Consider the following 25411-nt stretch of genomic DNA (forward strand, 5'->3'; position numbering starts at 1 on the left):
CGATGTGTGCCCGAAGGGTCTCAACCCGACGAAGGCCATCGGCAAGATTCGGGAAATGCTGGTGCGGCGGGCGGTTTAAGACACGCATCGTTCCGACTCGCGGCTCATCGCGGGCCGCGCCTGACTACCGCAAAGCTCAACGCGATCGATCCGGTCGCGCGTCTGTCCTCTTCTTCGCTCTCGACCGCCCGGTAACGCGGCGGTCGAGACGATGTCTTTGTTTCATCTTTCACCGAAGCCGCTTCAGCCTGCATGTCGTTGCCGCGACGCGCAGCGCGACGACGCACGGTCGTGCGAGATGTCATGTCCGTTCCTTGAGTTCAATTCCAGCCCTCATTCAACGACTGCGCGTTCCATTTGTAAAATGAATGATTTTCCGCATCTGATAACGGCGTCGAATGGAATTGAAACTGTTGAAGACGTTTCTCGCGGTGGCCGAACTGCGCCATTTCAGCCGCGCGGCGGACGCGTTACACGTGAGTCAGCCCGCCCTTAGCAAGCAGATCGGCGCGCTCGAAGCGAGTCTGGGCGGCAAGCTGTTCGAACGCGGCAGGCATGGCGCGGAGCTGACGCTCTTCGGTGAAGCGTTTCTGCCGGATGCGCAGGCGCTGATGCGCGACGCCGACGATATCCTCGCCCGCGCGCGCGATGCCAGCAGCGGCAGAACCGGGCATTTGCGCATCGGCATTTGTCTTTCGGTGCTCACGCTGGTGCCGCGGCTCATTGCGGACTTTCGCCGGCAGAATCCCGGCGTGGCGATCACGCTCTCGGATCTCTCATCGTCGGAGCAGAGCCGGCGCATTCTCGCCGGCAAGCTCGATGCAGGCTTCATGCGTCTGCCGGCGGCGAGCGGACTGACATCGTTCAGAGTGATCGACGAAGGTCTCGCGCTCGCGATGCCCGCGGATACCCGCTACAAGCGCCTTCCGAAGGACCTCGGCGTGCTCAACGACATCGGCTTTATCGCGTTGTCGCGCGCACGCGGTCCCGGTCTCGCGGCCCAGATCGACCGATGGTGCGGCGAACGGCGTTTCGTGCCGAACGTCACGCAGCACGCGGAAGACGTGCAATCGGTGCTCACGTCCGTTGCGGCGGGCGTGGGCGTCGCGTTTATCCCGTCGCGCGCGCAGCATTTGCTACGCGATGCAACCGTCCTGCCGCTGAACGGCAAACATGCGAAGTGGCGCGTGGGTTTGGCGTGGCCATCGGCGAAAGAGAACGCGGTCACGGCCCGCTTCGTACGTCATGTGCGCGAGGCATTGAAGGACGCCGCAAGATAATAAGGACGACGAACGTTATTTCCGTAGCTCGCCCGGTCCCTTGCCCGTCCAGCGTTTCAACGCGCGACGGAAGTTCGCCGTATCGCTGAAGCCGAGCAGCATCGCGACGTCGTCGGTATTCATCTTTGTGGTCTTCAGGTATTCGAGCGCGAGGGAACGGCGCACATCGTCGACGATCGCGAGAAACGACGTGCCTTCTGCTTGCAGACGCCGCCGCAGCGTGCGCGTTGTCATGTGCATGTGCTCGGCTGTCGCCTCCATGCCGGGAAAGACGCCGGGCGTGCTCATCAGTATCTGATAGACCTCGCCCGCGACACCGCTCGATGTCTTCGCCTGACCGATGAGCCTGTCGCACGTTTCCTGCAACAGCGACGCCGTGAGCTGATGCGCGAGTTGCGGCTTGCGATCGAGAATCGCGCTGTCGTAGATCAGCTCGCATTGCTCTTGCTCGAAGTAGCAAGGACAGCCGAGATACTCCGGGTAAATGTCCGCATGCGCAGGCGCGGCATACGAGAAGCATGCCTTGATCGGCGGACACAGCCCGCCCGCGACATCCTGCAGATGCGTGACGTGCTGCGTGTACTGCTGCTCGATGATGAACTCCCGTAACTCGCGCGACGGACTGGAGATGAACGCGTCGGGAAAAGTCCAGACCATGCGGTCCGGATACTCGGTCCATTCGATGGCAACCGTCGGCGTGGCGAGCCGATGGTACTTCACGCCCAGCTTGAAGTAGTCCCGCAGCGAGAGACAGGACATGAGCGCATAGCCATACATGCCGTAAGCCGAAAGATGCAGCTTCCTGCCGACCTTGAACGGCGTCGCGGGATCGCACGACAGCGAGATCGCGTTCCTGCACACGGTGGCGTACTGGCCGATGGACGTGAGCACGGACGCATCCTGCAGCGCCTCGACGCTGACGCCCGTGCCCCGCAGACTGTCGGCGGCGGCGATGCCTTGCTCCGCCAGCACCTCGACCAGCGCCGCGATTTTGTACGGCGCGTACATGCGTTCGTTGAGTGGGGGCCGGATCGTCGCCATGACTCGCTCGCTGGATTCGCTATGTCCTCGCAGGACTCTCGCCTGTCCGGAAATGACCTTTCCGGCCGGATGCTAACTCAATAACATCAGTGTCACAAGCCGCCGTTGCGCGAAGCGCGGCGGCATCATGGAGACGAGGACAGCATCATGAGCAATCCCGGCCGCAAGGTCATCATCTCGTGCGCCGTCACGGGCGCCACGCACGTTCCTTCGATGTCGGAGCATTTGCCGCTCACGCCCGACGATATCCGTACACAGTCCATCGAAGCCGCCGAAGCGGGCGCCGCCATCATCCATCTGCATGCGCGCGATCCCATCGACGGACGCCCCACGCCGAGCCCCGACATCTTCAGGCAGTTCGTGCCCGCTATAGCCGAGGCGACCGATGCCGTCATCAACATCACGACGGGCGGCAGCACCCGCATGACGCTCGAAGAACGGCTCGCATATCCGCTGGCAGCGGCTCCCGAGATGTGCTCGCTCAACATGGGCTCGATGAACTTCTCGATTCATCCGCTGGCATCGAAGATTTCGACGTGGCGCTATGAGTGGGAGAAGGGCTATGTGGAAGGCATGGAAGACATGATCTTTCGCAACACCTTCAAGGACATCAAGCACATCCTGCTCGAACTGGGCGGCAAAGGCACGCGCTTCGAATTCGAATGCTACGACCTCGGGCATCTCTACAATCTCGCGCATTTCGTGGATCAGGGGCTCGTCAAACCGCCCTTCTTCATCCAGTCGGTCTTCGGCATTCTCGGCGGCATGGGCCCGGACCCGGAGAACATGACGGTGATGCGCGCCACCGCGGACCGCTTGTTCGGTCGCGAGAACTACTTGTTTTCCGTGCTCGGCGCAGGACGCCATCAGATGCCGCTCGTCACGATGAGCGCCATCCTCGGCGGCAACGTGCGTGTCGGGCTGGAAGACAGCATCTATCTCGCGAAGGGCGTGAAAGCCGAATCCAACGCGCAGCAGGTCAGGAAAATCCGCCGCATTCTCGAAGACCTGTCGTTCGAAATCGCGACGCCCGCGGACGCCCGCGCCATGCTCGGCCTCAAGGGACGCGATCACGTCACGCTCTGATTAACGCAGTTATCGAATCCACACGGCCTGCCTAAAGCAACACATAACAACGGCAGCCATTCTTTCAGGAGACAACATGAACACCGGCGCTCTCAACGACACGGTCGACGCGATCCATCGCGCCGCGACGCGCAAGGCGATGCTGCGGCTCATCCCGCTCATGTGCGCGATCTATTTCATGTCCTTTCTCGATCGCACGAACGTGGCGCTCGCGAAGGTGCAACTTGCCGCCGACGTGGGCATCAGCGCGGCCGCGTACGGCCTCGGCTCCGGCATCTTCTTTATCGGCTATGCGCTGCTCGAAGTGCCGAGCAATCTCGCGGCGCATCGCGTGGGGCCGCGCCGCTGGATCGCGCGCATCGCGGTGAGCTGGGGCATTCTTTCCACCGCGATGATGTTCGTGCAGGGCGAGTGGTCGTTCTATGTGCTGCGCGTGCTGCTGGGCATCGCGGAAGCGGGGCTCTTTCCCGCGCTCATGTACATGGTCACGCTGTGGTTCGCGCCCGCTGACCGGCCTATCGCGGTAGGCTGGATCTACACGGCGCCGGCGCTCGCGCTGGTGCTCGGCAATCCGATCGGCGGCGCGCTGATGCAGTTGGGCGGCATCGGCGGCCTGCATGGCTGGCAATGGATGTTCATGATCGAAGGCATTCCCAGCGTGCTCGCGGGCGTGCTGCTGTACTTCAAGCTGCCGGAGCGTCCGCATAATGCGCGCTGGCTCTCGTCCGATGAAGCGCAAGCCCTCGAAGCGCGCGCGGTCATCGATACGCACGGGCATCCGGAGCTGACGTCGGCGGACTGGCTCGCGGCGCTCAAGCGGCCGACGACCGTGCTCATCGGGCTCATCTACTTTCTGAATCAGGTCGCCTTCGTCGGGCTTTACTTCTTCACGCCCGCGATGATTCATCAGATGCACGTTAACTCGCCGTTCATCGTCGGTCTGCTGTCGAGCAGCGTGGGCGTGGGCTTTCTGCTCGGCGTGCTGATTCTGCCGCGCATCCATCGTCGTTATGGCAACGACTGCGTGTATCTGGGCATACTCACGGCTGGGCTCGTCGCGGGCGCGTGTGCGTTCGTGGCGACGGCCCATCCCGCGGCGCGCATGACATTGCTCGCGGTCACGGCGTTCTTCGGCGGCGGCGTCCTGCCTTCGTACTGGGCCATCGCGATGAAGCGGCTGCAAGGCATTCAGGCAGCGGCGGGCCTCGCGTTCATCAATACGATCGGGCTGATTGGCGGATTCGTCGGACCGTATCTGTTCGGCATGACGGAGACGGTCACGGGGCGCAGCGATTCCGGCTTCCTCGTGATCGTCGTGGCCTCGGTGCTCGGGCTCGCGCTCGTGCCGGTTTTCGCGCGAGCGATCCGGCGCGAAGCGGGCGCGGCGTCGGCAATGAGCAATGGCAAGGCGGCCATCCACTCCTGACTGACACGAGAAGACTTCAACGATGAGACTCCAGAACAAAGTAGCGATCATCACGGGCGCGGGACAGGGCATCGGCGCGGCCACGGCATTGAAGTTCGCGCGCGAAGGCGGGATCGTCGTCGCGTGCGATATCAACGACTCAGCCGCGAAGGACGTGATCGCGCAATGCCGCGAGGCCGGCGCCGAGGCTTCGGCGTTTCGCGTCGACATGTCCGACCGTGACAGCGTGGACGCGATGGTCGCCGCCGTGCGCGAGCGGCACGGCAAAATCGACGTGCTCGTGAACAACGCGGGCATCACGCGCGATGCGCGCCTGCAGAAGATGACTATCGAACAGTTCGACGCCGTGATCGACGTGAATCTGCGCGCCGTGTTCCATGCCAGCCAGGCGGTGGTGGACGGCATGATCGCGCAAGGTTCGGGCGTGATTCTCAACGCGAGCTCAGTGGTCGGCATCTACGGCAACTTCGGGCAGACCAATTACGCGGCGTCCAAGTTCGGCGTGATCGGCTTTACGAAGACCTGGAGCCGCGAGCTGGGGCCGAAGGGCATTCGCGTGAACGCGGTCGCGCCGGGTTTCGTCGAGACGCCGATTCTCTCCACCATTCCCGACGACGTGCTCGGCAAGATGCGCGCGCAAGTGCCGCTCGGGCGGCTCGGGCGTCCCAAAGAAGTCGCCAACGTCTACGCCTTCCTCGCAAGCGACGAAGCGAGCTATATCAACGGCGCGGTCATCGAGGTATCCGGCGGCATGACGCTTTAATGCCTCGATGCCTCGATGCTTCGATACGGTCCCGCGCTAACGCATGGTCCACCTGAACATGAACACATTCGAACTTCTGAAACCGCAGCCGGGCTTGCGCGTCCTCATTAGCGGCGCGGCGTCGGGCATCGGCGCGGGCATTGCACAAGCCTTTCTTGAGACGCAGGCGCAGGTATTCATCTGCGATGTGGATGCCGCGGCGGTCGAACGCTTCACGGCCATGCACGCGTCGCTGCATGGCTGCGTGGCCGACGTGAGCGATCCGCAGCAGGTCGATCACGTCATCGACGAAGCGCGCGCCGCGCTCGGCGGCCTCGACGTGCTCGTGAACAACGCGGGCATCGCGGGTCCGACGGGATCGGTCGAAGAACTCGATCGCTCGCAGTGGGAGCGCACCGTCACGACCAATCTCAACAGCCAGTTCTACTTCTTGCGCAAGGCGGTGCCGCTCATGAAGGAGACGTCGGCGCGGGCGAGCATCATCACGATGTCGTCGGTGGCGGGACGGCTCGGCTATGCGTTTCGCACGCCGTATGCCGCGACGAAGTGGGCGCTCGTGGGCCTCATGAAGTCGCTCGCCATCGAGCTCGGCCCGAGCAACATTCGCGTCAACGCGATCTTGCCCGGCGTGGTGCAGGGCGAACGGATGGATCGCGTGATCGCGGCGCGCGCGCAGTCGGTCGGCGTTTCGTTCGATGCCATGCGCGACGAGTATCTGAAGAAGATATCGCTGCGTCGCATGGTGACGGTCGAGGATATTGCAGCGATGACGCTTTTTCTTGCGTCGCCGGCGGCGAGGAATATCACGGGGCAAGCCATTAGCGTGGATGGGAACGTAGAGTATTTGTAGGCAGCATGTTCAGTCAGCGCGGAAGCGAAGCCGCGCTGACTAGCAAGCTAACCGCGCTCACTCCCGCTTCTCCCCACCCGCAAGCAAGCTCTTGATCTTCTCCTCCGTCTGCGCGTACTGCCCTTCCCCGAAGTGGCTGTACACGAGCTTGCCGTTCTGATCGATCAGATACAGCGCGGGCCAGTACTGATTGCCGTACGCGCGCCACGTCGCGAACTGGTTGTCCTGCGCGACCGGATACGTAATGCCGTTTTTCGCAATCGCTTTCTTGAGATTGCCCGTGTCGCGTTCGAATGCGAATTCCGGCGAATGCACGCCGATCACCACGAGCCCTTTGTCGCGATAACGCGCGTTCCACTCCTTAATGTACGGCAGCGTGTGCGCGCAATTGATGCAGTCGAAGGTCCAGAAATCGACGAGCACCACCTTGCCGCGTAACTGCTTCAACTGCAGCGGCGCGCTGTTGAACCAGTTGTCGATGCCCGTGAATTCGGGCGCTTGTTCTCCATTCGCGATAGCCGCGGAGCCGAGCGCCGAAGCGCCATTCGACGCGAATGCCGCAAAGCCCGCCGTCGCCGCGATGCCGAGCGCGACTGCTGCAATCCTCAGACGACCGAACATGGTGACTCTCCTTGGGTGGTTGATGTCAGCCTGTATTGCAGCGCGCCGATGTATCCGCACTGTGTCCCGCGTTGAAGCGAATCGCGTCGTCATGTATCGCCGCGCGCCGCAGATACATGGCGATACATAACGCCCGAATCGCGACATTCGCGCGATACATGCCAGCCGTGAAATAGCGCCATCGCTCATTCATGGAGGGCAGTCTCATGTTGCTGATCATCGTGGCTTTTCTGGGCGGCGCGTTCACCGTGCTCAGTCCCTGTATTCTGCCGGTCGTGCCGTTCATCTTCGCACGCACCGACCGGCCGTTTCTCACCGATCGACTGCCGCTCCTCGCCGGCCTCGCCGGCATGTTCACGCTCGTCACCGGCCTGGGCGCGGCGGGCCTCGCCGGCGCGGCGCAGTTGAGCCAGTACGGCCGCTGGCTCGCGCTCGGCCTGTTCGCGCTGTTCGGCGCGTCGCTGCTCTTTCCCGCTATCGCCGCGCGGCTCGCGTTGCCGCTCTCCGCGCTGGCGAACCGCTTCATCGCGCGGTCTGAGGCGCAAAGCGCATCGCGCCGCATTCTTCCCGCGATGCTGCTCGGCGCGGCCACCGGCCTGCTCTGGGCGCCGTGCGCCGGTCCGATACTCGGCGCGATTCTCTCCGGCGCGGCGCTGAATGGCGCCAGCTGGCACACCGGCGCGGCGCTCGCGGCCTACGCGACGGGCGCGGCGTGCGCGCTCGCGGTGGCGTCGTCGCTCGGCAAGCGCGCGCTCGACGGCCTCAAGCGATCGTTCGGCATCGGCGAGCACGTGCGCCGGGCGATGGGCGCGCTCGTGCTGCTGACCGTCGCCGCCATCGCTTCGGGCGTCGACACGCGCGTGCTCGCGATCGTCAAGGGCGTCTCGACCGATGGCATCGAGAGCCGGCTCGTCGCGCTCTTGTCCGCGCGCGCGCCGTCGCCCGGCGAAGCGCAAAAGCCGCGCATCGTGCGCGTGGCGATGTCGTCTTCTGACGCATCGGCGAATCTTCCGGTACAAGGCGCGCTGCCCGCGCTCGACGGCGCGACGCAGTGGCTCAACTCGCCGCCGCTTTCGCGCGATGCATTGCGCGGCAAGGTCGTCGTCGTCAACTTCTGGACGTACTCGTGCATCAATTGCCTGCGCACGCTGCCGTATCTGCGGACGTGGGCGCAGCAATACGGCGGCAACGGGCTTGTCGTGCTCGGCGTGCATACGCCCGAATTCGGCTTCGAGTACGACACCGGCAACGTTCGGCGCGCGCTGCGGGATCTGCGCGTGTCGTATCCCGTCGCGGTCGATAACGATTACCGCATCTGGCAAGCGTTCGGCAATCGCTATTGGCCGGCGTTCTATATCGTCGATCAGGAAGGGCGCATTCGCTATCACCACTTCGGCGAGGGTGGCTACCAGGAGGCCGAGCATGTGATCCGCCAATTACTGGGCGATGCTGCGCGGACGCCGGACGCGGGCGCGCGCCCGGCGGTCGTCGCGAGCGGGACGCAAGTGGCCGCCGATCCGGCGCACGAGGCGTCGAGCGAAACGTATGTCGGCTATCGCGAGGCAGAAGGACAGGCGCTCGGCCAGCAAGTCGTGCGCGATGCCGCCGCCGACTACGCGCTGCCGCCCCGTCTTGCGCTGAACGAATGGGCGCTCGGCGGGCAGTGGAACATCGGCGCGGAGGCGGCCGTGCCTGTCGCGTCGCATGCGCGCATCGCGTATCGCTTTCATGCGCGCGATCTTCATCTCGTGCTCGCGCCCGCCGCCGACGGCAAGCCGGTGCGCTTTCGCGTGACCGTGGATGGCGCGGCCCCGGGCGCGTCGCACGGCGCGGACGTCGATGCGAACGGCAACGGCGTCGTCGATAGCGCGCGCCTCTATCAACTGGTGCGCCAGAGCGGAACCGTCGATGACCGCACGTTCCAGATCGAGTTTCTCGACGGCGGCGCGCGGGCCTATGCGTTCACCTTCGGCTGATGTTTGTATCGCTGTGTATCCGGCGCGGCGCATGACACATGCGCTTGCGCTGGGCAGCGCTGGCGGAAACAAGCCAGATACGTTGGCGCGTTCAATACGTCTCATGCAAGGCCGATTCGATTCCGGTCTTGCAGTCAACCCCTCGACGTTTGGAGAACATCATGAAAGCCATGCAACTGATTGCTGCCGCCGCGCTTGCCGTCGCGCCCATCGTTACCTTCGCGCAGAGCGACAGCGACATCACGCGCGCGCAAGTGCGTGCCGAGCTCGTTCAACTGGAGCAGGCCGGCTATAACCCGGCAAGCGATCATTCGCAGTATCCGAAGAACATCGAGGCCGCGGTTGCGCGCCTGCATTCGGGCGATGGCGCGTACGGCGGCGCGGCGGCCGGCGCGTCGCAGGCGGGCGTGCGACGGGGTGAGGTCGTCGGGCTGGGCTCCGTGTATGCGCGTCCGTGATGCGGATGCGTTCGGATCGCGCGGATGTAAAGTCGTCTTGGCGTTCATCGTAAGTTGCCGATTAGGCGCCCTTCCTACCGGTATCGCCTCGCATCGCGCGAGCGAGTCGTGCAGCATGCAACGCGAAACAACCACTCACAAAACCAGCCGCGCCTCCAAGCCGCCGCCTTCTCGCGCATGCAACGTCAACGTGGCATCCATCGCCCGCGCGAGTTGCCGCGCGATGGCAAGTCCCAGCCCCGTGCCGCCCGTATCGCGATTGCGCGAGCTTTCCAGCCGCACGAAAGGCTCGAACACCGCTTCGAGCGACGCCTCCGGGATGCCCGGTCCGCGATCCATCACCGAGATGCGCGCGCGGCCGTCGGCGAGCGACTTCATTTCGATCTCCGCCGCGCCCGAAAACTTCAACGCATTGTCGACGAGATTGCCGACGATGCGCCGCAACGCCTGCGGACGCGTCACCATCGCATGACCGATGCGGCCTTCGAGCGACACGCTCTTTCTCGCGTCGCGGTAGTCGTCGACGATGCTTTCGATGAGCGCATCCGGATCGATGCGCACGGGCGCTTCCTGCGTGCCGTGCAACGTCCGCGCGTACGTCACGCCTTCTTTCACGAGCGTTTCCATCTCCTGTAAGTCCTGCCGGAGCTTCGCGCCAGTCGCGCTGTCGTCCATCACGTCCACGCGCAGGCGCATGCGCGTGATCGGCGTTTGCAGATCATGCGTGATCGCCGCGAGTATCTGCATGCGCTGCGCCATGTACATCGCGACGCGATCCTGCATCGCGTTGAACGCCTTCGCCGCGCGCAGCACTTCGTCCGGGCCTTCTTCGGGCAGCCGCTGTCCCTTCAGATCGGGACCGAGCGTGTCGGCCGCGTGCGCCAGTTCCGCGAGCGGGCGCGTGGCGAGGCGCACCGCGATCCAGCAGCACGCCACCACCACCGCGAGTTGCAACGCGAGCACGAAAGGCAGCCAGCTCGACAGCGGCGTGCCTTTCATCGGGCGCATGTCGATGGTGAGCGGCGAGCCGTCGGAGAGGCGCAAATGGATCTGAAACCGTTCGGCGTGGCCGGGCACGGCGTTCGCCTTCAGCGGATAACGCTTGCCGATGCCCTCCGCAATCGACTGCGCGAATCGCTCGGACAGCGCGGCGTCGGGCGGCGCGCCGCTCACGCCCGGACCGAGAATGAAATCGTACGTGCGCCGCGCGAGCCGCGGCAGCCACGCGGCGCGCTCGCCGGGCGGCAGATGATCGAGCAGCGCGACCGAACTCGCCACTTCGCGCTCGACGTAGCCCGTCATCACGTTCGTCATGCTTCGGTCGCGCTCGGTCATGGTGAGCCAGAACGCGGCCGCCTGCGCCACCGCGAGCCCGATCAGCAAGATGACCGCTAGCCGCGCGAAGAGCGTGCGCGGCAGGCGCAGCCACGCGGCGGCTGCGCGCGGCGCGTCCTCCGATACCCCGATGCGCGCGCTCATGGCGTGCCGCCGAGCGGCGTCACCGCGGCGGAGAACACATAGCCCTCGCTGCGCAGCGTCTTGATGTAGCGCGGCTCGCGCGCTTCGTCCTTCAGGCGCTGACGCAGGCGGCTCACGAGCAGGTCGATGGAACGGTCGAACGGATCGGCCTGACGGCCTTGCGTCAGATTGAGCAGCTGATCGCGCGTGAGCACGCGCTGCGGGTGATCCAGAAACACGCGCAGCAAGCGATATTCGGCGCCCGAGAGCGCGACCATCGTACCGTCGGCGTCGACCAGATGGCGCGCGGTCGTGTCGAGCCGCCAGTCGCCGAAAGCCAGCACGGGCGCCGTCTCCGTCACCTGCATGCCGGGCGGCAGCATGCGCGTGCGGCGCAGGACGGAGCGCATGCGCGCGAGCAGTTCGCGCACGGCGAACGGTTTCGGCAGATAGTCGTCCGCGCCCATTTCGAGGCCGAGAATGCGATCGGCTTCCTCGTTGCGCGCGGTCAGCATGAGCACCGGAACGGAGCGGAACTTGCCCGCGCGCAACTCGCGGCATAGCACGAGTCCGTCTTCGCCCGGCAGCATTAGATCGAGCACGATCAGATCCGGCGCGCCCTGTTCGAGCACGGCGCGCATTTGCCGGCCATTGGCGGCAAGCGACACGCGCATGCCGTTCTTCTCCAGATACGTCGCGAGCAGTTCGCGGATGCCGCGGTCGTCGTCGACGATCAGCACGTGGTCGGTGGTTTCCATCGATCGCTCATGGCTTCTTGCGCTTGGATTGCACCCGGGCGGGCGTGAGCAACAGGCACTGCACCGGATGCGCGAGTTCGGCCGCCAGTCCGCCCGCGAGGAAGGCGACGATTGCCAGCATGCGTTTCACGGATGACTCCAGCGTTGACATGCAAGCTTTATAGCCCAAAGCGCGCGCGGTTTCGACACGCGGGCGGCGCGTTTTGTATCGCAGTGTATCCGCGGCTTTGGGCGATACATAGCGTTGCATGCGTCGCTCACGTAGCGACCCGCGCGGCGCCGCGTTTGTATCGCCTTGTATCCGGAGGCGGCCTGATACAGAGCGATTCGAACACGGCGCTTATCTGAAACATGGCGGATACACGGGCGCGTTTCAATGGCGTCACGGCAGCAGACGGTGCAGACAACGCAAGTACACACGCAAGTACGCACGCAAGTGAGCGCGCGCCGGCACCTGATAAGCGTCGTCACTTTCAACCTCAAGGAGCTCAATAATGAAAACTTCGATCATCGCTTTGTTCGTCGCCGCCAGCGCATTTGCGGGAGCCGCGCAAGCCGCAGTCAACGATACCGCGCCCGCGTCGCAGGATGCGCAGTCGTCGGCGGTGCATCGCGTCATGGGCAAGACGCGCGCTGAAGTCCGCAGTGAACTCGTGCAGGCGCAAAAGAGCGGGCAGATCGCGGCGCTGGCGAGTCTCTATCGCGGTAGCTAAGCGCCTGAGCATTCATCGCCTGATTTCGAACCATTTGAGGATCACCATGACGACACACATGGATACTGTGCTCTATACCGGCAAAACGCGCGTGACCGGAGGCCGCGAAGGACACGCGCGCAGCTCCGACGGCCGGCTCGACGTGAAGCTATCGACGCCCGGCGCGGCCGGCGCGGGCACCAACCCGGAGCAGATGTTCGCGGCGGGCTGGTCGGCGTGTTTCATCGGCGCAATGCGCAAGGCCGCCGCCGTGCTGCAAGTGAAGCTGCCCGACGATACGGCCGTCGACGCCGAAGTGGATCTCGGCACGCACGACGGCGCGTATCTGCTGCGCGCGCGGCTTGCGGTGAGCGTGCCGGGCATCGACCGCGATACGGCGCACGCGATCGTCGAGGGCGCGCATCAGACCTGCCCGTACTCGAAGGCGACGCGCGGCAATATCGACGTGACCATCGAGGTCATGTGAGCGCGGCGGCATGGCGGCGGCGCGAGGATGCGCTCGCTGCCGCCGAAATGTCGTGACTTCCGGGGATGCGTAAGAGCGGGCATGGCGCGTGCCTCGACCGAACGCGGTCGTCGCAAGGCCCGAACCGCCGTGCGATTGCGCGGTCCGCGGTTGAACGGCGCGAGACGACCTGATATGTTCGCTTGAACCTCACTCAGCTCTCGGAGTCACGATGCAGTCCAAGTTGCGCGAAGAAGATATCCGAACCCGTGCCTATCTCCTCTGGGAGGCCGACGGCCGACATTCCGGGCGCGATCACGTTTATTGGCAGCAGGCCATCGCTCAACTGAAGGAAGAAGGCGTCGCGCCGTCGCGCGATGCGGTCATCGACGAGCATGCGGCGTCGAGCGCAAAGAAGCCGGCGAAGGCCAAGAAGGGCGCTGCATCCGCGAACTCTGATGCGTCCGATGCGTCCGAGGCCGACAAGAAGACGAAAGCCAAGACGAAGACGCCGGTAAAGACCGCAGCGAAGACCGCAACCAAGAGCGCAACCAAGACGGCGGCGAAGTCGGCGCCGAAGTCCGAACCGAAGTCCGCCGCGAAGAAGCCCGCGAAGGCGAAGGAACCGGCGGCCGAAGCGAAGGCCAAATCTGCCGCCGCTGCGAGCGAGCCGAAAGCCAAACGCGGCAGCAAGACGGCCGATGCCGACGCTCCCAAGCCCGCGAAGAAGCCGCGCGGGACGAAGGCCGTCGAAGGACAGGCCGAGTCGAACTAGGACTGCGGCGAGCGTCCTATAGGCATATCGACGCGAGGCGCGGTTCGCTACGCTTGCTTGCCGCCGCGCCTGCTCACGATAGCCAACGCCACCGCGCCCAGCGCCAGCGCCGCAGCCGCGATCCACAGCGCGTACGAGAACGATCCGGTTCGCTCTGCGATCGGCGCGGCGACGATCGGCCCGACGATCTGTCCGAGGCCATACGCGCCCGTCGCGTAGCCCATCAGGCCGGCTGCCGCATCGCCGCGCAAGCGGCGCGCCTCGCGCATGGCGAAGAGCGTGATCGCGGTGAACGGCAAGCCGAGCAGCACGGTGCCCGCGCCCAGCCCGATGGCGGTCGGCGACACGACGCCGAGACCGATGCCCGCCGCCTGCACGACGTAGCACGCAGCCAGCAGGCGCCGGTTGTCCCATGCAATCGGCAGACGGGCGCCGAAGACCGCGCCCACCATCAGCGCCAGCCCGAACGCCGGCCAGAACAGATCAGGCCACGGCGACCCCGGCAACGCGTGTCGCGCGATGACCGGCAGGAACGTCGCGGTGATAATGTAGCCGAAGCCGGCGAGACCATACAGGCTGACGAGCCAGAACGCATCGCCACGCGTCGAGGCGTGCGCGGTGGCGCGTGCAGCGTGCGCGTGCCCGGAGGCCGGCGAGGGCGTCAGCGCGAACGCCTGCCAGATGAACGCGATCGCCACGGCCGAGCACGCCGCGAAGCCCGCCCACACCCACGGCGCGCTGACGCCGTACGCGGCGGCACCCGCGCCGAGCAGACCAGTCGCGACGATGCCGACACCCGGTCCCGCGTAGATCACGCCGCTCATGCCGTGCGCGTTGAGTTCCGCGAGACGCCGCAGGCCCCATTGCGATGCGAACACGAAGGCCCACGCGCTGACGACGCCCGCCGCGAAGCGTATCGCGGTCCACACCCAGAAGACGTGCACGAGACCCATCGCCAGCGTGAAGACGGCGGTCGTCACGAGCGCGAGTCGCACCATGCGGCCGTGATCGATGCGAATGGCCGCGCACGTTAGCGCGCCGATCAGATATCCCGCGTAATTGGCCGATGCGAGCCATCCGCCCTGACGAATATCGAGCGCGCCGCTCTTGAGCATCAAGGGCAAGAGCGGCGTGAACGCGAATCGACCGACGCCGAGCGCCACGGCGAGCGCGACGGCACAGGCGAGCGCCGCATCGCGCGCGGGATGCGTTGACGGTGCGTGAGCTTCAGCAGACGTAGCCATGACAGATCGAGAAAGACGAGCAGTTTCTCGATGCTAGCTTGACCGCCGCATCTTGAAAAATGAATAATCAAGATGCGATCAATCTCGGATGCAGATCATGGACCTGGGCTCATTGGCGATTTTCCGGACTGTCGTGCGCGAAGCGGGCGTGACGAAAGCGGCGGCCAAGCTGAATCGCGTGCAGTCGAACGTGACGACGCGCATTCGCCAACTGGAGGAGACGCTCGGCACCGAGCTTTTCGAGCGCAACGGCCGAAAGCTCGTGCTCACGCCCGCAGGCGAGACGCTGCTGCCGTACGCCGAGCGCCTGCTCGCGCTGGCCGACGAAGCGCGTCACGCGGTCCGCGAAAACCGTCCGCAAGGGCGTTTGCGTCTCGGCACCATGGAAAGCACGGCCGCGAGCCGGCTGCCGCGCGTGCTCGCGGCTTACCATCAACGCTGGCCGGACGTGACGCTGGAACTGGCGACGGGCGTGACCCGCGCGCTCATCGACAGCGTGCGTGCGTATGAAGTCGATGCCGCCGTGCTCGCGCGTCCTATCGAGCCGAACGCGCTTCCCGCCGAGCTGTTCGAAACGGTGCCCGTGTTCGAGGAAGAACTCGTGCTGGTCACGCCGCGTGGGCAGCATCCGACCGCCATGGCGCAGCAGATCGCCGGGCTCACGCTCGTCGCGTTCGAGCGCGGCTGCGCGTATCGCGCCTATGCGATGCGCTGGTACGAAGAGCAAGGCATCCGGCCGGCGCGCGTGCTGGAGCTGGGTTCGTATCACGCGATCGTCGCGTGCGTGTCCGCGGGCGCGGGCGTGGCCGTCGCGCCGCGCTCGGTGCTGGAACTCGCGGGACTGGCCGACGAAGTGGAACTGCATTCCCTCGGCGATCTCGGCCGGGTGAGCACGCTGCTCGTGTGGCGCAAGGGACACTTCTCGGCGGCGCTCGGCGCATTGCGCGACTTGCTGCTCGCGCGGTCGTGAGCGCCTACGCGTCGCCCGCGTCGCCCGTCATGAGGCTTGGCCGATGCTCAACTGCACCTGATCGATCGCCGCCATGACGAGATCGTCTGCGTGGCGAATGCCTTCGGCGGATGCGGCGAGCCCGTCCAGACGACCATCGATCAGCAGCAAGGCGAGCCCGTGCACATACGCCCACGCTGCGGTGAGCGCGACGGCGCGCGAGGCGTCCATCGGTCCGAAAGTGTGCTTGCCCGATGGCGGCGCGGGCGGCGCGTCGCCAAATACGCCGGCCAACGCGAGGCCAGCGGTTCGTCGCGCCTCGATCAGCGATGGCCTTTCGGCATCGAACATCTCGCCGCGCGACATCAGCCGCATGAGATCCGGGTTCTTCTTCGCGAACTCGATATATCCACGCGCGATGGCCCTCGGTCTGTCCGACGCGTCTCGCGCGTCCCGCGCGCTATTCGCAATGCACGCCGACAGACGCATGAAGCCATCGGCCGCGAGTTCGCTCAGCACGCCAGCCGTATCGCCGAAGTGATGCTGAGGCGCGGTATGCGAGACGCCCGCCTCGCGCGCGATGGCTCTGAGGCTCAACCCGCTGATTCCTTCGCGCTTCAGAACCACTTCGGCGGCCTGCAACAACGCTTGCGGCAGCGATCCGTGGTGATAGGGCTTGTGCTGTTCTTGTTCCGTTGACTTCGTCGCGCGCTTTCTCGCGCGCGTCGGCTCGGCGAGACCGCTTTCGCTCTTGTCGACCATGACGGCTGCATCGCATATTTACATTGGAAACTTATGGTGATGCGTTCACGGCGAAATGTCAAAGACCGCTTCGCATGGCGAGTGCGCGCGGTCTGTCCGGTCACGGCAAAGACGACTCACCGCGCGATGGCCGTTCATCCGTCATCGCGCGATGCGCGGCTGCAACGGGCGCTTCGTCCGCGAACGAGCCGAACCGCGCGGCGAGCCATTCCTGCGCCCATTGCCGCGCGAAGGCCACGGCGTCGTCGCGCAAGTCGAAGCCTGCGAGATCGCCGCTCATGAGGACGTCGGTCTCGCTGCCGTCCGCGTTGGTCGCACTGATGCGCGCGTGAGCGATGTATTCGCCGTCCGCCCTGCGGGGCGTCGGGTCGATGCGATAGCGGGATGAAGTCGGTTGCATGATGCCTTCCTTCGATGCGGCGTGTCAGCCGTTGTGCGGGTCAATCGAAGAGCGTCCGACCCTTCGCGCACGTGTCGATCATTGTCTCGGCATACGCGGTCGATGCGCGCCGCGCGTCGCCCGCGTTGCGGAACGGCTCTCGCGCGTCGAGCCTGAACACGCGGCTTCGCGTCACGCCGTCTGCGACGCCCGGCTCCTGAATGCGCACGGCGGCGTCGAAACCGTCGTCGTAATTGTGCGCGCGGCCGGCGACTGCCGGCCGATGCGGAAACACGAGCGGATAGATTTCCAGACCACGGTAGAGACGGAAGTCGGCTGTCATGAGATGCTCTCGCGCCGCGCGGTGGCGGCAAATATGTACAGGGCGTGGAAGGTATCGGTAGTGATGACGCATTGGCCGCGTTGCACGGCCACGAACCATGCGGGAGTCATTCGCCGTCGGTCACGAGTCGCTCAGCTAGTCCATCGTACGCGCTTCGGAGACTTTGTACAGCGAAATTTCCGGCTTGCCTCACGAGCGGCTCGAAGTGCTAGGAAGAGGCCGAAGCGTTGCGCGGTTATGTGCCTATAATGGACCGCGCTCGACACATGCTCGCGGCAAGGCGCATCATTGCGGCACCTCGAGCGCCCCATCATCCGTACCCATTCTTATCGCGGCAAGCGGCGATCGCCTGTACGTTCATGCGAACGACGATTGACCGCTAGCGTCCGTCGCCGGCTTCTCGTCATCGGCCGAATGCGCCATGGCGCTTCAACAGGACACTCACTCATGCAAGCGCATATCCTCGATGTCTATTCGAGCCCGAATGGCGACACATGGCGCTTGCGTATCGGCGCCGACGAATTGCGCGTCGTTCAGCATGTCCCTAATGCGGCTTCGGGTGGGCAGGCATCGGAGATGTCGGTCGAGGCGTTCCTATCGTCCGACGAAGCAACGCCGCAACGCGAAGCGCTAGTCGCCTTGCTCGACCAACTGCGACGCGACGCCGACCAGCCGAGCACGCAGGCTTCGAATGAACGCGCAGTGCCCCGCAAGTCCGCTGCCGATCCGCTATTGCTCACCGCTGCGCGCGTCAGGACCTTCGCGGACGAAGCGCATCTGACGAATGCGAGCGGGTTTTTCTTTGCTCGCGACGGACGGCTTTTTCTCGTGACGAGCCGTCATGTGATGACCGATGCGCCGAGCGAGCACTTTCCCGATCGGCTCGAAATTGAACTGCACATCGACGCCGACAACCTCGGCGCTTCGACATGGTTCTCGTTACCGTTGTATGCGGATGGCGTCGCGCTCTGGCGAGAAGGCGCGGATGATGGCGGCGCGATCGATGTCGCCGTGCTCGAACTTGCGCGTGATCGCCTGCCCGCGACCGCGCGCTTCGATGCGTTCGGTCCCGAGCATCTGCCGGAGCCCGACGGCGCGCTGCCGGTCGGCGCTTCGGTGCTGATCGTCGGTTTTCCGCTGGGCTTTCACGACTCGCTGCATCATCTGCCGGTCGTGAGGCAGGGCGTCATCGCGTCGGCGTTCGGGCTGCGCTTTCAGGGCAAGGGATGCTTCATCACCGATGCGCGCACACATCGCGGCACGAGCGGCGCGCCGGTCGTCACGCGCGACGCGTCGAAGGTAGGGAGTACTGATGAATCACGCCTGCCGTGGCTGCTGCTCGGGATTCACTCATCGACGATCGACATGGGCTCGCGCGATGTGCAGTCGGATGAAACGCTCGGTCTCAACAGCGCGTGGTACTCCGACATCCTCATGACGCTGACGCGTTGAGCGCGCGCGCCGTCCGGACGCGATTTTCACCATCCTGTTAAAATAGGCGCTCTTCGCACGTCCCGACGCATCGCATGCGCGCATCGCAGCTATCGCGTTGCCAGCGGGCCGAGCTTCTGTTGTCTCCGTGTCCGGCGCACTCGCGCCGCACGTCTTCGTCCGAATCCATACCGCCATGACCCAACCCGCGACCGGGACTCACACGCGCGTCGTCTCGCGCCTCTCATTGCCGTCATCACGCGCCGAATGGGTGCGGGAGATTCTCGCGGGCGTCGTGACGAGCCTCGCGCTGATCCCCGAAGTCATTTCGTTCGCCTTCATTTCCGGCGTCGAGCCTCGTTCGGCGCTGTTCGCCTCCGTCGTGCTGCTGATCGTCACGTCGCTGCTCGGCGGACGGCCCGCCATGGTGACGGCCGCGGCGGGTTCGGTGGCGCTCGTCGTCGCGCCGATGGTCCACGCGCACGGCGCAGGCTACATTCTCCCTGCCGTGCTGCTCGCGGGCTTGATTCAGATCGCGTTCGGCGCGCTGGGCTTCGCGCGCATCGTGCGCTTCATTCCGCGCTCGGTCATGCTCGGTTTCGTCAACGCGCTTGGCGTGCTCATCTTCTGCGCGCAGATTCCGCATCTCGTCGACAAACCGCTTGCGGTGTACGTGCTCTTCGCGATCACGCTCGCCATCGTCGTGATCGGGCCGCGCGTGACGCGGGCGGTGCCGGCGCCGCTCATCGCGATCATCGTGGCGACCGTGCTTGCCATTGCGTTGCACTGGTCGGTGCCGACGGTCGGCGGCGATCGTCCCATGTCGTCGGACTTGCCCGGCCTCACGCTCTGGTCCGTGCCGTTCGATCTGAGCACCTTGAAGATCGTGTGGCAGACGGCCGTGTCCATTGCGTTCGTCGGCTTGCTGGAGACGCTGCTGACCGCGAAGCTCGTCGACGAAGTGACCGCGACGCGTTCGCACAAGTCGCGCGAATCGTGGGCGCTCGGCCTTGCGAATCTCGGCGCGGGCGCGTTCGGCGGCATCGCCGGCTGCGCGATGATCGGGCAGACGGTCGTGAACGTGGAGATCGGCGGGGCGCGCACGCGCGTGTCCACGCTCGCGGCGGCGGCCACGCTGCTGCTGCTCATCACCGGGCTGAGTTCGGTGATGGCGCGCATCCCGATGGTCGCGCTCGCCGGCGTGATGATGGTCGTCGCGGTCAAGACGGTGGACTGGCACAGCCTGCGCCCGGCCACGTTGCGCCGCATGCCGCTCATGGAAACGTCCGTCATGCTCACCTCGATTGCCCTGACCGTGTACACGGGCAATCTCGCGATCGGCGTGGTCGGCGGCGTGCTGCTGGCGACGGTGCTGTTCGCTCGGCGCGTCGCTCACGTGATCCGCACGACGCGCGCCGTATCGGACGACGGCGACAGCGTGCGCTACGAAGTGCACGGACCGCTTTTCTTCGGCAGCAGCAACGATCTCGTCGACCAGTTCGAGTACGACGCCGATCCGCGCTCGGTCGTCATCGACTTCGCGAAATCGCAGGTGTGGGATGCATCGACCGTCGCGGTGCTGGACTCCATCGAGAGCAAGTACCGGCAGCGCGATGTGGCCGTGCAGTTCGTCGGGCTGGACGAGCGCAGCCGGGCGTTTCACGCGCGGTTGAGCGGCAACCTGAATGCCGGTTGAAAGGCGTTGCGATCCGCTACCGAATGACGTGCCGAAGTCAAAGGTAAGACGAATTCGTCGGATACGTTAAACACCGCACAATTGCGCGTTTGCCCAGCGTGTACTGTTCTCCCTGACCGCCCGACTTGAGAGGCGGAACAAGCGAAAACAGATACGGGGAAGCAAATGAAATCACGTGCAGCGGTTGCGTTGAGTGTCCTGTTGGCTGCGTGCGGTGGCGGTGGCGGCGGGGGTGCATCGAACGGCGGGACGACGGCGGCGTCGGCCGCGCCGGCGTCCGGTTCCACGGCCACGGTGTGCTCGGGCGGTCCTTTCACCACGGACGCGAGCAAAGTGTGCTCGGATGCGTCGGGCAAGGTCGTCACGGCCTACGTGTACGCGCAGCCGCAAACCGTCATCGCCGATGGCACGGTCATCTCCGCGAATACGACGTGGCCCGCGAGCGGCTCGCCGTACTACATCGCGGGAACGGTGCAGGTCGCCAAGGGCGCGACGCTCACGATTCCGGATGGCGTCGTCGTCGAGGGCCTGAAGCCGGTGCCTTGCGCGGCCGACTGCATCGGCACGGTGCCGACCAAGGGCATCATCAACGTGGCGGGGCAACTGAACGTCGGCGGCAGCAACCAGTCGCAGTTGCTCGGCGTGACCGTCAGCAACGTGGACGGCACCGTGGGCGGCGGCACCGTCAGCATCCAACACGCGCTGCTGCAAGACGCGTTCGTGCAGATCAGCCCCGCCGCGCCGTTCTCGATGACCTACAGCCAGGCGTACCGGATGAACGTCACGCGGATCGTTCGCGCGGGCGTCACCACCTATCAGGCCGGAACGAACGGCTATCCGAGCTTCAAGAACGCCACGCTGAAGTACAACACGTTCGTCGACTCGGCCGCGTTCGCCTTCGATCCTTCGGTCGTCATGCAGAACAACCTGTTCGTGAACATGGTGGACGGGCTCGTGCTGATCGACGATTTCCCGGCGACGGGCGCGCCCACCGGCATCGCGAAGAACAATTCCTTCCTGTTCAAGAAGGATTCGCCCAATATCAATCGCCAGGTCATCGCGGCGCACGGCACGTACAACGCGTCGGCGGTCCATACGCTCGATTTCTCGAACAACTTCTGGGGCGTGACGGACAACACGACGATTCAATCGCGCATTCTCGACAGCACGAATTCGAGCAGCCCGCGACTGCCCAACATCGTGAACTACGCGCCTGCGGCCACCACGGCCGACCCGGCCACGCCGGCCGATCCGCAAAGCGGCACGCCCAACGTCTGATCTCTGGCCGCTGGAACAGTCGACGGCCGCATCGAGCTTTCGGGCTCGGCAGCCGTCGGCCGTGGCATCCTGCACAAAAGGCGACGAACGCAGGGAAAGCGCGTGGCATACTCGACACGGTACTCACCGGAACGTCGGGTTCATGCGAAGCCGTTTTACTCGGACCATTGGCACACTGTTGGGATTGCTTGCAATCCTGATGGCGTCGCTCGCCCCGACCGTTTCGCAGACACTCGCCGCGTCGCACCACGAGCACGCGGCCGCCGACATGGACTGTTCCATGCCGGAAATGCAACATGCGCCCGCCGGAAAGTCGCACGACGGCACCTCGATGTCCGACGGGCAGGCGTGCGGCTATTGCGGCCTCTTCGCGCACATGCCCACCCTGCCGATCGCGCAAACCCGCTTTGCGCTGACGGTCGAGGCCATCGTCCATCAGGCGACGACGCGCTTCGAAAGCGTTCGGCTCGTGGCGCGGGTGTCGCCGTCGCAGCCACGCGCGCCTCCTGTCTTGTCCTGATGTGAACTTCATCGCAGTGCCCCGCGCATCGGCTAACCGACGCGCGGCGGCATGACGACGACCTCATTCAAGGACACGACATGCACGTCATCCCGACGCGCTGCGGGCATTCGCTGCCTGCGGCGTCACTCGCTTCGGCCATCGCGGCCGTCATGCTTTTCATGCCTGCTGTCGCCGGGGCGCACTCCGTTGCCGGCGATCGCATCTTTCCCTCGACGATGGCGGTCGACGACCCCGGCGTCGGCGACGAGGCCAATCTCCAATTCGGGCACATTCGCGTGCCCGGCGACGACGGCGATCAGAGCATCAATACCTTCGAGTTCGAATACGACAAGCTGATTACGCCGAGGCTCGCGGTGTCGGTCGGCGGCGCGTACGCGATGCAGAACAATCCTACGGCGCACGGCTTCGACAACTTCGAGGTCGGACTCAAGTACCTTCTTTACGTCAACGAGGCGCACGAGTTCATGACGTCCGTCGGCGTCAGCGCCGAACTGGGCGGCACCGGAAGCCGCGCGATCGCGGACAGCCATTCGACGATTTCGCCGACGCTTTATGCCGGCAAGGGCATGGGCGATCTGCCGGACTCGCTCGCGTACTTGCGTCCCGTGGCGATCACGGCGGAAGTCGGGCCCGCGCTGACCACGGGCTCGGGGCAGCCGAACGCCTTCAACTATGGGTTCACGGTGCAGTACAGCCTGCCGTATCTTCAGCAGCACGTGCGCGACGTGGGCTTGCCGCTGCCGTTTTCGAACATCGTTCCGCTCGTCGAGATTCCGCTATCGAGAAGCCAGGGCCAGACGACGGGCACGGTCAATCCCGGCTTCATCTGGATGAATCGCTACGGTCAGTTCGGCGTCGAAGCGCAGATTCCGCTCAACCGCGCGAGCGGCTCGCATGTCGGCATTCTGGTTCAGGCGCACATTTTCTTCGACGACGTCGCGCCGAGGACGCTCGGCAAACCGTTCTTTAAATAAGCGAGGCCGAAAATGAAAAAGGATCGAAAGGCCGGGCGGTGGCTCGCGAGCGGTGCGGCGTGGGCGGTCGGGTTGATGCTGTCCGGCGCCGCGTGGGCGCATGTGTTTCCGCAGAAGCAGGAACCGGGCGCGGGCGCGACGGTGGCCGCGCCGCCGCGCATCCGCATTGTCTTCGACGGGCCGCTCGAGCCCGCCTTCTCGACGCTGACCGTTACCGATGCGAGCGGCAAGCAGGTCAACACCGAGAAGTCGAAGGTGGATGCGCAGCAGCCGTCCATCGCCACACTTGCGCTGCCGGCGTTGCCGGCGGGGCGTTACACCGTTCACTGGGCGGCTGTCGCGGACGACGGGCATCGCACGCACGGCGATTACAGCTTCGAGGTCAAGTGATTCGCGCGAGGCTTGCATGCGGGTTTGGGGCGCGCGCGGGGTGGGGCTTCGCGCTGCCCGCGACTTGTGGCTCGGCGGATGCGCCGCCCGACGCGTATCGGTAATCCGCCACCCGCGCGTTGCTTGATGACGACGACCACCGCGCGCGCCTCGCTTGCCGGAGGTGGTCTACACCGCAGGCGGTGTCCCGTCGGCCGAGGCCGTCGCGACCTTCCGGGCGAGGCGGCGCGTCATATGCGCCCGCCGCCCCCAACTCGTGGCTCGCCGGACGCGTCGCGCAACGCCGCAAGCGGGGCATATCGCAGATTCGGCACTCGCGCGTTGCTTGATCTACGACGACCCCGCGCGCGCCTCGCTTGACGGAGGTCTTGTACCGCGCAGGCTGCTCCCTGGCCGAGTCCGCGACCTTCCGCGCGAGGCGGCGTCGTGCCGGGACGAGCGCCGGCGGCCGCGGTCATTCACTTCGTCATGTCCCAGTCGCACGGCTCGGACGCGCCGCAACCCGCGCTCTTAACCGCCAACGCCGATTCCCTCGCGCCCGATGAAATCGGCCACGCCACCATCCTGCGCAAGCCGGTAGACCACGACGCGCTCGTTTTCGAAAGCCGCAAAGCGCCGCCGAGGTCGCGGCACAACGGTTGCGTAGCCCGAAGGGACTTCCACGCCGGCGGCCTCATGACTTGCGTTCTTCTGGTCGATGACGACACACTCTCCCTTAACGCGCTCGAAGCGGTCTTCGAGTCGCGCGGCTTCAACGTGCTACTGGCACGAAACGGTGTGGACGCGCTCGCCACCGCCATTCGCATGCTGCCGGACCTGGTCGTGACCGACTGGGAGATGCCGCTGTTCGACGGCGTGACCCTGTGCGAGCGACTGCGCTCCGTTCCCGGGCTGGCGCGGATTCCTGTCGTTCTCACGTCGGGAAAAATGCGCCCCGCCGATGGCCCGCAAGCGTGGGACGTGTTCCTTCAGAAGCCGCTGGACTTGCGCCTGCTCGAACCGATCTTCCGGAGGTTCTAGTCAAACGTTCGTCGCGGGCCGCATGTTCTGAAACGGAGAAACCGCCATGGATCGAACGGAAACGGCGCTGATCGTCGGCGCCGGGCAGGGCCTCAGTGCATCGCTGGCCCGGCTCTTCGCAAAGGAAGGCATGCAGGTCGCGCTCGCCGCGCGCGACACGACCAAGCTCGCGCCACTCGTCGATGAAACCGGCGCGTTCGCCGTCGCATGCGACGCGAGCGAAGCGCGCGACGTCGAGAATCTCTTCGCGCAGGTGAGCGCCCGATTCGGCGCTCCGGACCTCGTCGTGTACAACGCGAGCGGCCGGTATCGTTCGCCCGTCGGACAGATCGACGCCGGCCGGCTGCGCGATGCGATCGACGTCACAGCCATAGGCGGCATGCTCGTCGCTCAGGCGGCGGCCGTGGGCATGCTCGCGCGGGGAAGCGGCTCGATCCTGTTGACCGGCGCAACCGCGAGCGTGAAGGGCCTGCCGGGCTCGACGCCGTTCGCGATGGGCAAGTTCGCGCTGCGCGGCATGGCGCAATGCCTCGCACGGGAACTGGCACCGAAGAACATTCACGTCGCGCACTTCGTGATCGACGGCGGCATTGCGAGCAGCGCGATGCAGCGCGACGGCGCCGACGCGCCCGACGCATGGCTCGACCCCGACGCGATCGCGCGGGAATATCTGCACGTTCACCGGCAACACCGCAGTGCGTGGACATGGGAGATTGAACTGCGGCCGTGGGTCGAGCGGTTCTGAAGCCAATGACCCGCGCAGCATAAGCTC

The 25411-nt window shown here is 65.3% G+C and carries 29 protein-coding genes and 1 pseudogene; 20 read left to right on the forward strand and 10 right to left on the reverse strand.

The features are described from left to right. Positions 1-79: pseudogene (sdhB, locus tag NCR34_RS24225) on the forward strand (succinate dehydrogenase iron-sulfur subunit); the annotation flags it as partial. A 319-nt stretch (positions 80-398) separates the two neighbouring features. Beyond that, positions 399-1280 (forward strand): LysR family transcriptional regulator, encoded by an 882-nt coding sequence (locus tag NCR34_RS24230; protein WP_248323710.1) that lies wholly within the window; start codon positions 399-401, stop codon positions 1278-1280. A 15-nt stretch (positions 1281-1295) separates the two neighbouring features. Here the strand turns inward: NCR34_RS24230 and NCR34_RS24235 are convergent, their stop codons facing one another. Beyond that, entirely contained in the window at positions 1296-2321 is a 1026-nt protein-coding gene (locus tag NCR34_RS24235; protein WP_248323711.1) for an AraC family transcriptional regulator, read from the reverse strand. Positions 2322-2468: 147 nt separating this feature from the next. On the opposite strand from NCR34_RS24235, the gene kce reads away from it, so the two are divergent. The 4 genes from kce to NCR34_RS24255 all read left to right on the forward strand — a co-directional run bounded on the left by kce (position 2469) and on the right by NCR34_RS24255 (position 6446). Then, entirely contained in the window at positions 2469-3407 is a 939-nt protein-coding gene (gene kce / locus NCR34_RS24240) for a 3,5-dioxohexanoate:acetyl-CoA acetone transferase (protein ID WP_248323712.1), read from the forward strand. A gap of 76 nt (positions 3408-3483) precedes the next feature. Further along, positions 3484-4833 (forward strand): MFS transporter, encoded by a 1350-nt coding sequence (locus NCR34_RS24245; protein WP_175942492.1) that lies wholly within the window; start codon positions 3484-3486, stop codon positions 4831-4833. 22 nt (positions 4834-4855) lie between these two features. Then, positions 4856-5596 carry a beta-ketoacyl-ACP reductase gene (locus NCR34_RS24250; protein WP_248323713.1) on the forward strand — a complete coding sequence of 247 codons (741 nt, stop codon included), beginning with the start codon at positions 4856-4858 and terminating at the stop codon, positions 5594-5596. Between the two features lie 58 nt (positions 5597-5654). Beyond that, positions 5655-6446 (forward strand): SDR family oxidoreductase, encoded by a 792-nt coding sequence (locus NCR34_RS24255; RefSeq protein WP_248323714.1) that lies wholly within the window; start codon positions 5655-5657, stop codon positions 6444-6446. Between the two features lie 57 nt (positions 6447-6503). Here the strand turns inward: NCR34_RS24255 and NCR34_RS24260 are convergent, their stop codons facing one another. Beyond that, positions 6504-7067: a thioredoxin family protein gene (locus tag NCR34_RS24260; RefSeq protein ID WP_248323715.1), complete on the reverse strand. Its 564-nt coding sequence runs from the start codon at positions 7065-7067 to the stop codon at positions 6504-6506. A gap of 25 nt (positions 7068-7092) precedes the next feature. Next, on the reverse strand, positions 7093-7275 hold the full coding sequence (locus NCR34_RS24265) for a hypothetical protein (protein WP_248323716.1): 183 nt from the start codon (positions 7273-7275) through the stop codon (positions 7093-7095). On the opposite strand from NCR34_RS24265, the gene NCR34_RS24270 reads away from it, so the two are divergent. After that, the gene (locus tag NCR34_RS24270) at positions 7274-9043 is read left to right on the forward strand and encodes a cytochrome c biogenesis protein DipZ (RefSeq protein ID WP_248323717.1); all 1770 of its coding nucleotides are present in this window, start codon (positions 7274-7276) and stop codon (positions 9041-9043) included. The genes NCR34_RS24265 and NCR34_RS24270 overlap by 2 nt on opposite strands. Before the next feature lie 161 nt (positions 9044-9204). Then, entirely contained in the window at positions 9205-9501 is a 297-nt protein-coding gene (locus NCR34_RS24275; protein WP_248323718.1) for a DUF4148 domain-containing protein, read from the forward strand. Between the two features lie 135 nt (positions 9502-9636). On the opposite strand, the gene NCR34_RS24280 is transcribed toward NCR34_RS24275, so the two are convergent. Genes NCR34_RS24280 through NCR34_RS28090 form a run of 3 tightly spaced genes read right to left on the reverse strand, consistent with a single transcriptional unit; the run spans position 9637 to position 11847 of the window. Then, positions 9637-10980 (reverse strand): sensor histidine kinase, encoded by a 1344-nt coding sequence (locus NCR34_RS24280; RefSeq protein WP_248323719.1) that lies wholly within the window; start codon positions 10978-10980, stop codon positions 9637-9639. Next, the gene (locus tag NCR34_RS24285; RefSeq protein WP_248323720.1) at positions 10977-11717 is read right to left on the reverse strand and encodes a response regulator; all 741 of its coding nucleotides are present in this window, start codon (positions 11715-11717) and stop codon (positions 10977-10979) included. Before NCR34_RS24285 ends, NCR34_RS24280 begins: the two co-directional genes overlap by 4 nt. 7 nt (positions 11718-11724) lie before the next feature. Continuing rightward, positions 11725-11847, reverse strand: a complete 123-nt coding sequence (locus NCR34_RS28090) for a hypothetical protein (RefSeq protein WP_256465420.1) — start codon at positions 11845-11847, stop codon at positions 11725-11727. Between the two features lie 364 nt (positions 11848-12211). On the opposite strand from NCR34_RS28090, the gene NCR34_RS24290 reads away from it, so the two are divergent. The 3 genes from NCR34_RS24290 to NCR34_RS24300 all read left to right on the forward strand — a co-directional run bounded on the left by NCR34_RS24290 (position 12212) and on the right by NCR34_RS24300 (position 13650). After that, positions 12212-12430 (forward strand): DUF4148 domain-containing protein, encoded by a 219-nt coding sequence (locus NCR34_RS24290; protein WP_206470525.1) that lies wholly within the window; start codon positions 12212-12214, stop codon positions 12428-12430. A 46-nt stretch (positions 12431-12476) separates the two neighbouring features. Then, positions 12477-12896, forward strand: coding sequence for an organic hydroperoxide resistance protein (locus NCR34_RS24295; RefSeq protein WP_284506683.1), 420 nt, complete (start codon positions 12477-12479; stop codon positions 12894-12896). A gap of 211 nt (positions 12897-13107) precedes the next feature. Continuing rightward, positions 13108-13650: a DUF2934 domain-containing protein gene (locus NCR34_RS24300; protein ID WP_248323721.1), complete on the forward strand. Its 543-nt coding sequence runs from the start codon at positions 13108-13110 to the stop codon at positions 13648-13650. Positions 13651-13697: 47 nt separating this feature from the next. On the opposite strand, the gene NCR34_RS24305 is transcribed toward NCR34_RS24300, so the two are convergent. Continuing rightward, complete coding sequence (locus NCR34_RS24305) at positions 13698-14894, reverse strand: YbfB/YjiJ family MFS transporter (RefSeq protein WP_248323722.1); 1197 nt, start codon at positions 14892-14894, stop codon at positions 13698-13700. A 97-nt stretch (positions 14895-14991) separates the two neighbouring features. Between NCR34_RS24305 and NCR34_RS24310 the strand changes: the two genes are divergently transcribed. Further along, complete coding sequence (locus tag NCR34_RS24310; RefSeq protein ID WP_206469894.1) at positions 14992-15864, forward strand: LysR family transcriptional regulator; 873 nt, start codon at positions 14992-14994, stop codon at positions 15862-15864. 27 nt (positions 15865-15891) lie between these two features. Here the strand turns inward: NCR34_RS24310 and NCR34_RS24315 are convergent, their stop codons facing one another. The 3 genes from NCR34_RS24315 to NCR34_RS24325 all read right to left on the reverse strand — a co-directional run bounded on the left by NCR34_RS24315 (position 15892) and on the right by NCR34_RS24325 (position 17327). After that, positions 15892-16605: a TetR/AcrR family transcriptional regulator gene (locus NCR34_RS24315; protein WP_248323723.1), complete on the reverse strand. Its 714-nt coding sequence runs from the start codon at positions 16603-16605 to the stop codon at positions 15892-15894. A gap of 100 nt (positions 16606-16705) precedes the next feature. After that, a complete protein-coding gene (locus tag NCR34_RS24320; RefSeq protein ID WP_371747477.1) occupies positions 16706-17005 on the reverse strand; it encodes a hypothetical protein in 300 nt (99 codons plus the stop codon). Positions 17006-17045: 40 nt separating this feature from the next. Then, complete coding sequence (locus tag NCR34_RS24325; protein WP_248323724.1) at positions 17046-17327, reverse strand: hypothetical protein; 282 nt, start codon at positions 17325-17327, stop codon at positions 17046-17048. A 447-nt stretch (positions 17328-17774) separates the two neighbouring features. Between NCR34_RS24325 and NCR34_RS24330 the strand changes: the two genes are divergently transcribed. From NCR34_RS24330 to NCR34_RS24365, 8 genes are all read left to right on the forward strand, one after another. Then, positions 17775-18779: a S1 family peptidase gene (locus NCR34_RS24330; protein ID WP_350029450.1), complete on the forward strand. Its 1005-nt coding sequence runs from the start codon at positions 17775-17777 to the stop codon at positions 18777-18779. A gap of 175 nt (positions 18780-18954) precedes the next feature. Beyond that, on the forward strand, positions 18955-20454 hold the full coding sequence (locus tag NCR34_RS24335; RefSeq protein WP_248323725.1) for a SulP family inorganic anion transporter: 1500 nt from the start codon (positions 18955-18957) through the stop codon (positions 20452-20454). A 165-nt stretch (positions 20455-20619) separates the two neighbouring features. Then, entirely contained in the window at positions 20620-21732 is a 1113-nt protein-coding gene (locus NCR34_RS24340; protein WP_248323726.1) for a hypothetical protein, read from the forward strand. 199 nt (positions 21733-21931) lie between these two features. Further along, positions 21932-22252 (forward strand): DUF2946 domain-containing protein, encoded by a 321-nt coding sequence (locus tag NCR34_RS24345; RefSeq protein WP_248323727.1) that lies wholly within the window; start codon positions 21932-21934, stop codon positions 22250-22252. Positions 22253-22332: 80 nt separating this feature from the next. Then, entirely contained in the window at positions 22333-23229 is an 897-nt protein-coding gene (locus NCR34_RS24350) for a hypothetical protein (RefSeq protein ID WP_371747478.1), read from the forward strand. A 12-nt stretch (positions 23230-23241) separates the two neighbouring features. Next, positions 23242-23619 carry a copper resistance CopC family protein gene (locus NCR34_RS24355; RefSeq protein ID WP_248323728.1) on the forward strand — a complete coding sequence of 126 codons (378 nt, stop codon included), beginning with the start codon at positions 23242-23244 and terminating at the stop codon, positions 23617-23619. Between the two features lie 468 nt (positions 23620-24087). Next, complete coding sequence (locus tag NCR34_RS24360) at positions 24088-24639, forward strand: response regulator (RefSeq protein WP_248323729.1); 552 nt, start codon at positions 24088-24090, stop codon at positions 24637-24639. 46 nt (positions 24640-24685) lie between these two features. Next, positions 24686-25384, forward strand: a complete 699-nt coding sequence (locus tag NCR34_RS24365) for an SDR family NAD(P)-dependent oxidoreductase (RefSeq protein ID WP_248323730.1) — start codon at positions 24686-24688, stop codon at positions 25382-25384. Positions 25385-25411 lie beyond the last annotated feature (27 nt).

Origin of the sequence: Caballeronia sp. GAWG1-5s-s (genome assembly GCF_023631445.1) — a bacterium.
In the GTDB taxonomy this organism is placed as follows: domain Bacteria; phylum Pseudomonadota; class Gammaproteobacteria; order Burkholderiales; family Burkholderiaceae; genus Caballeronia.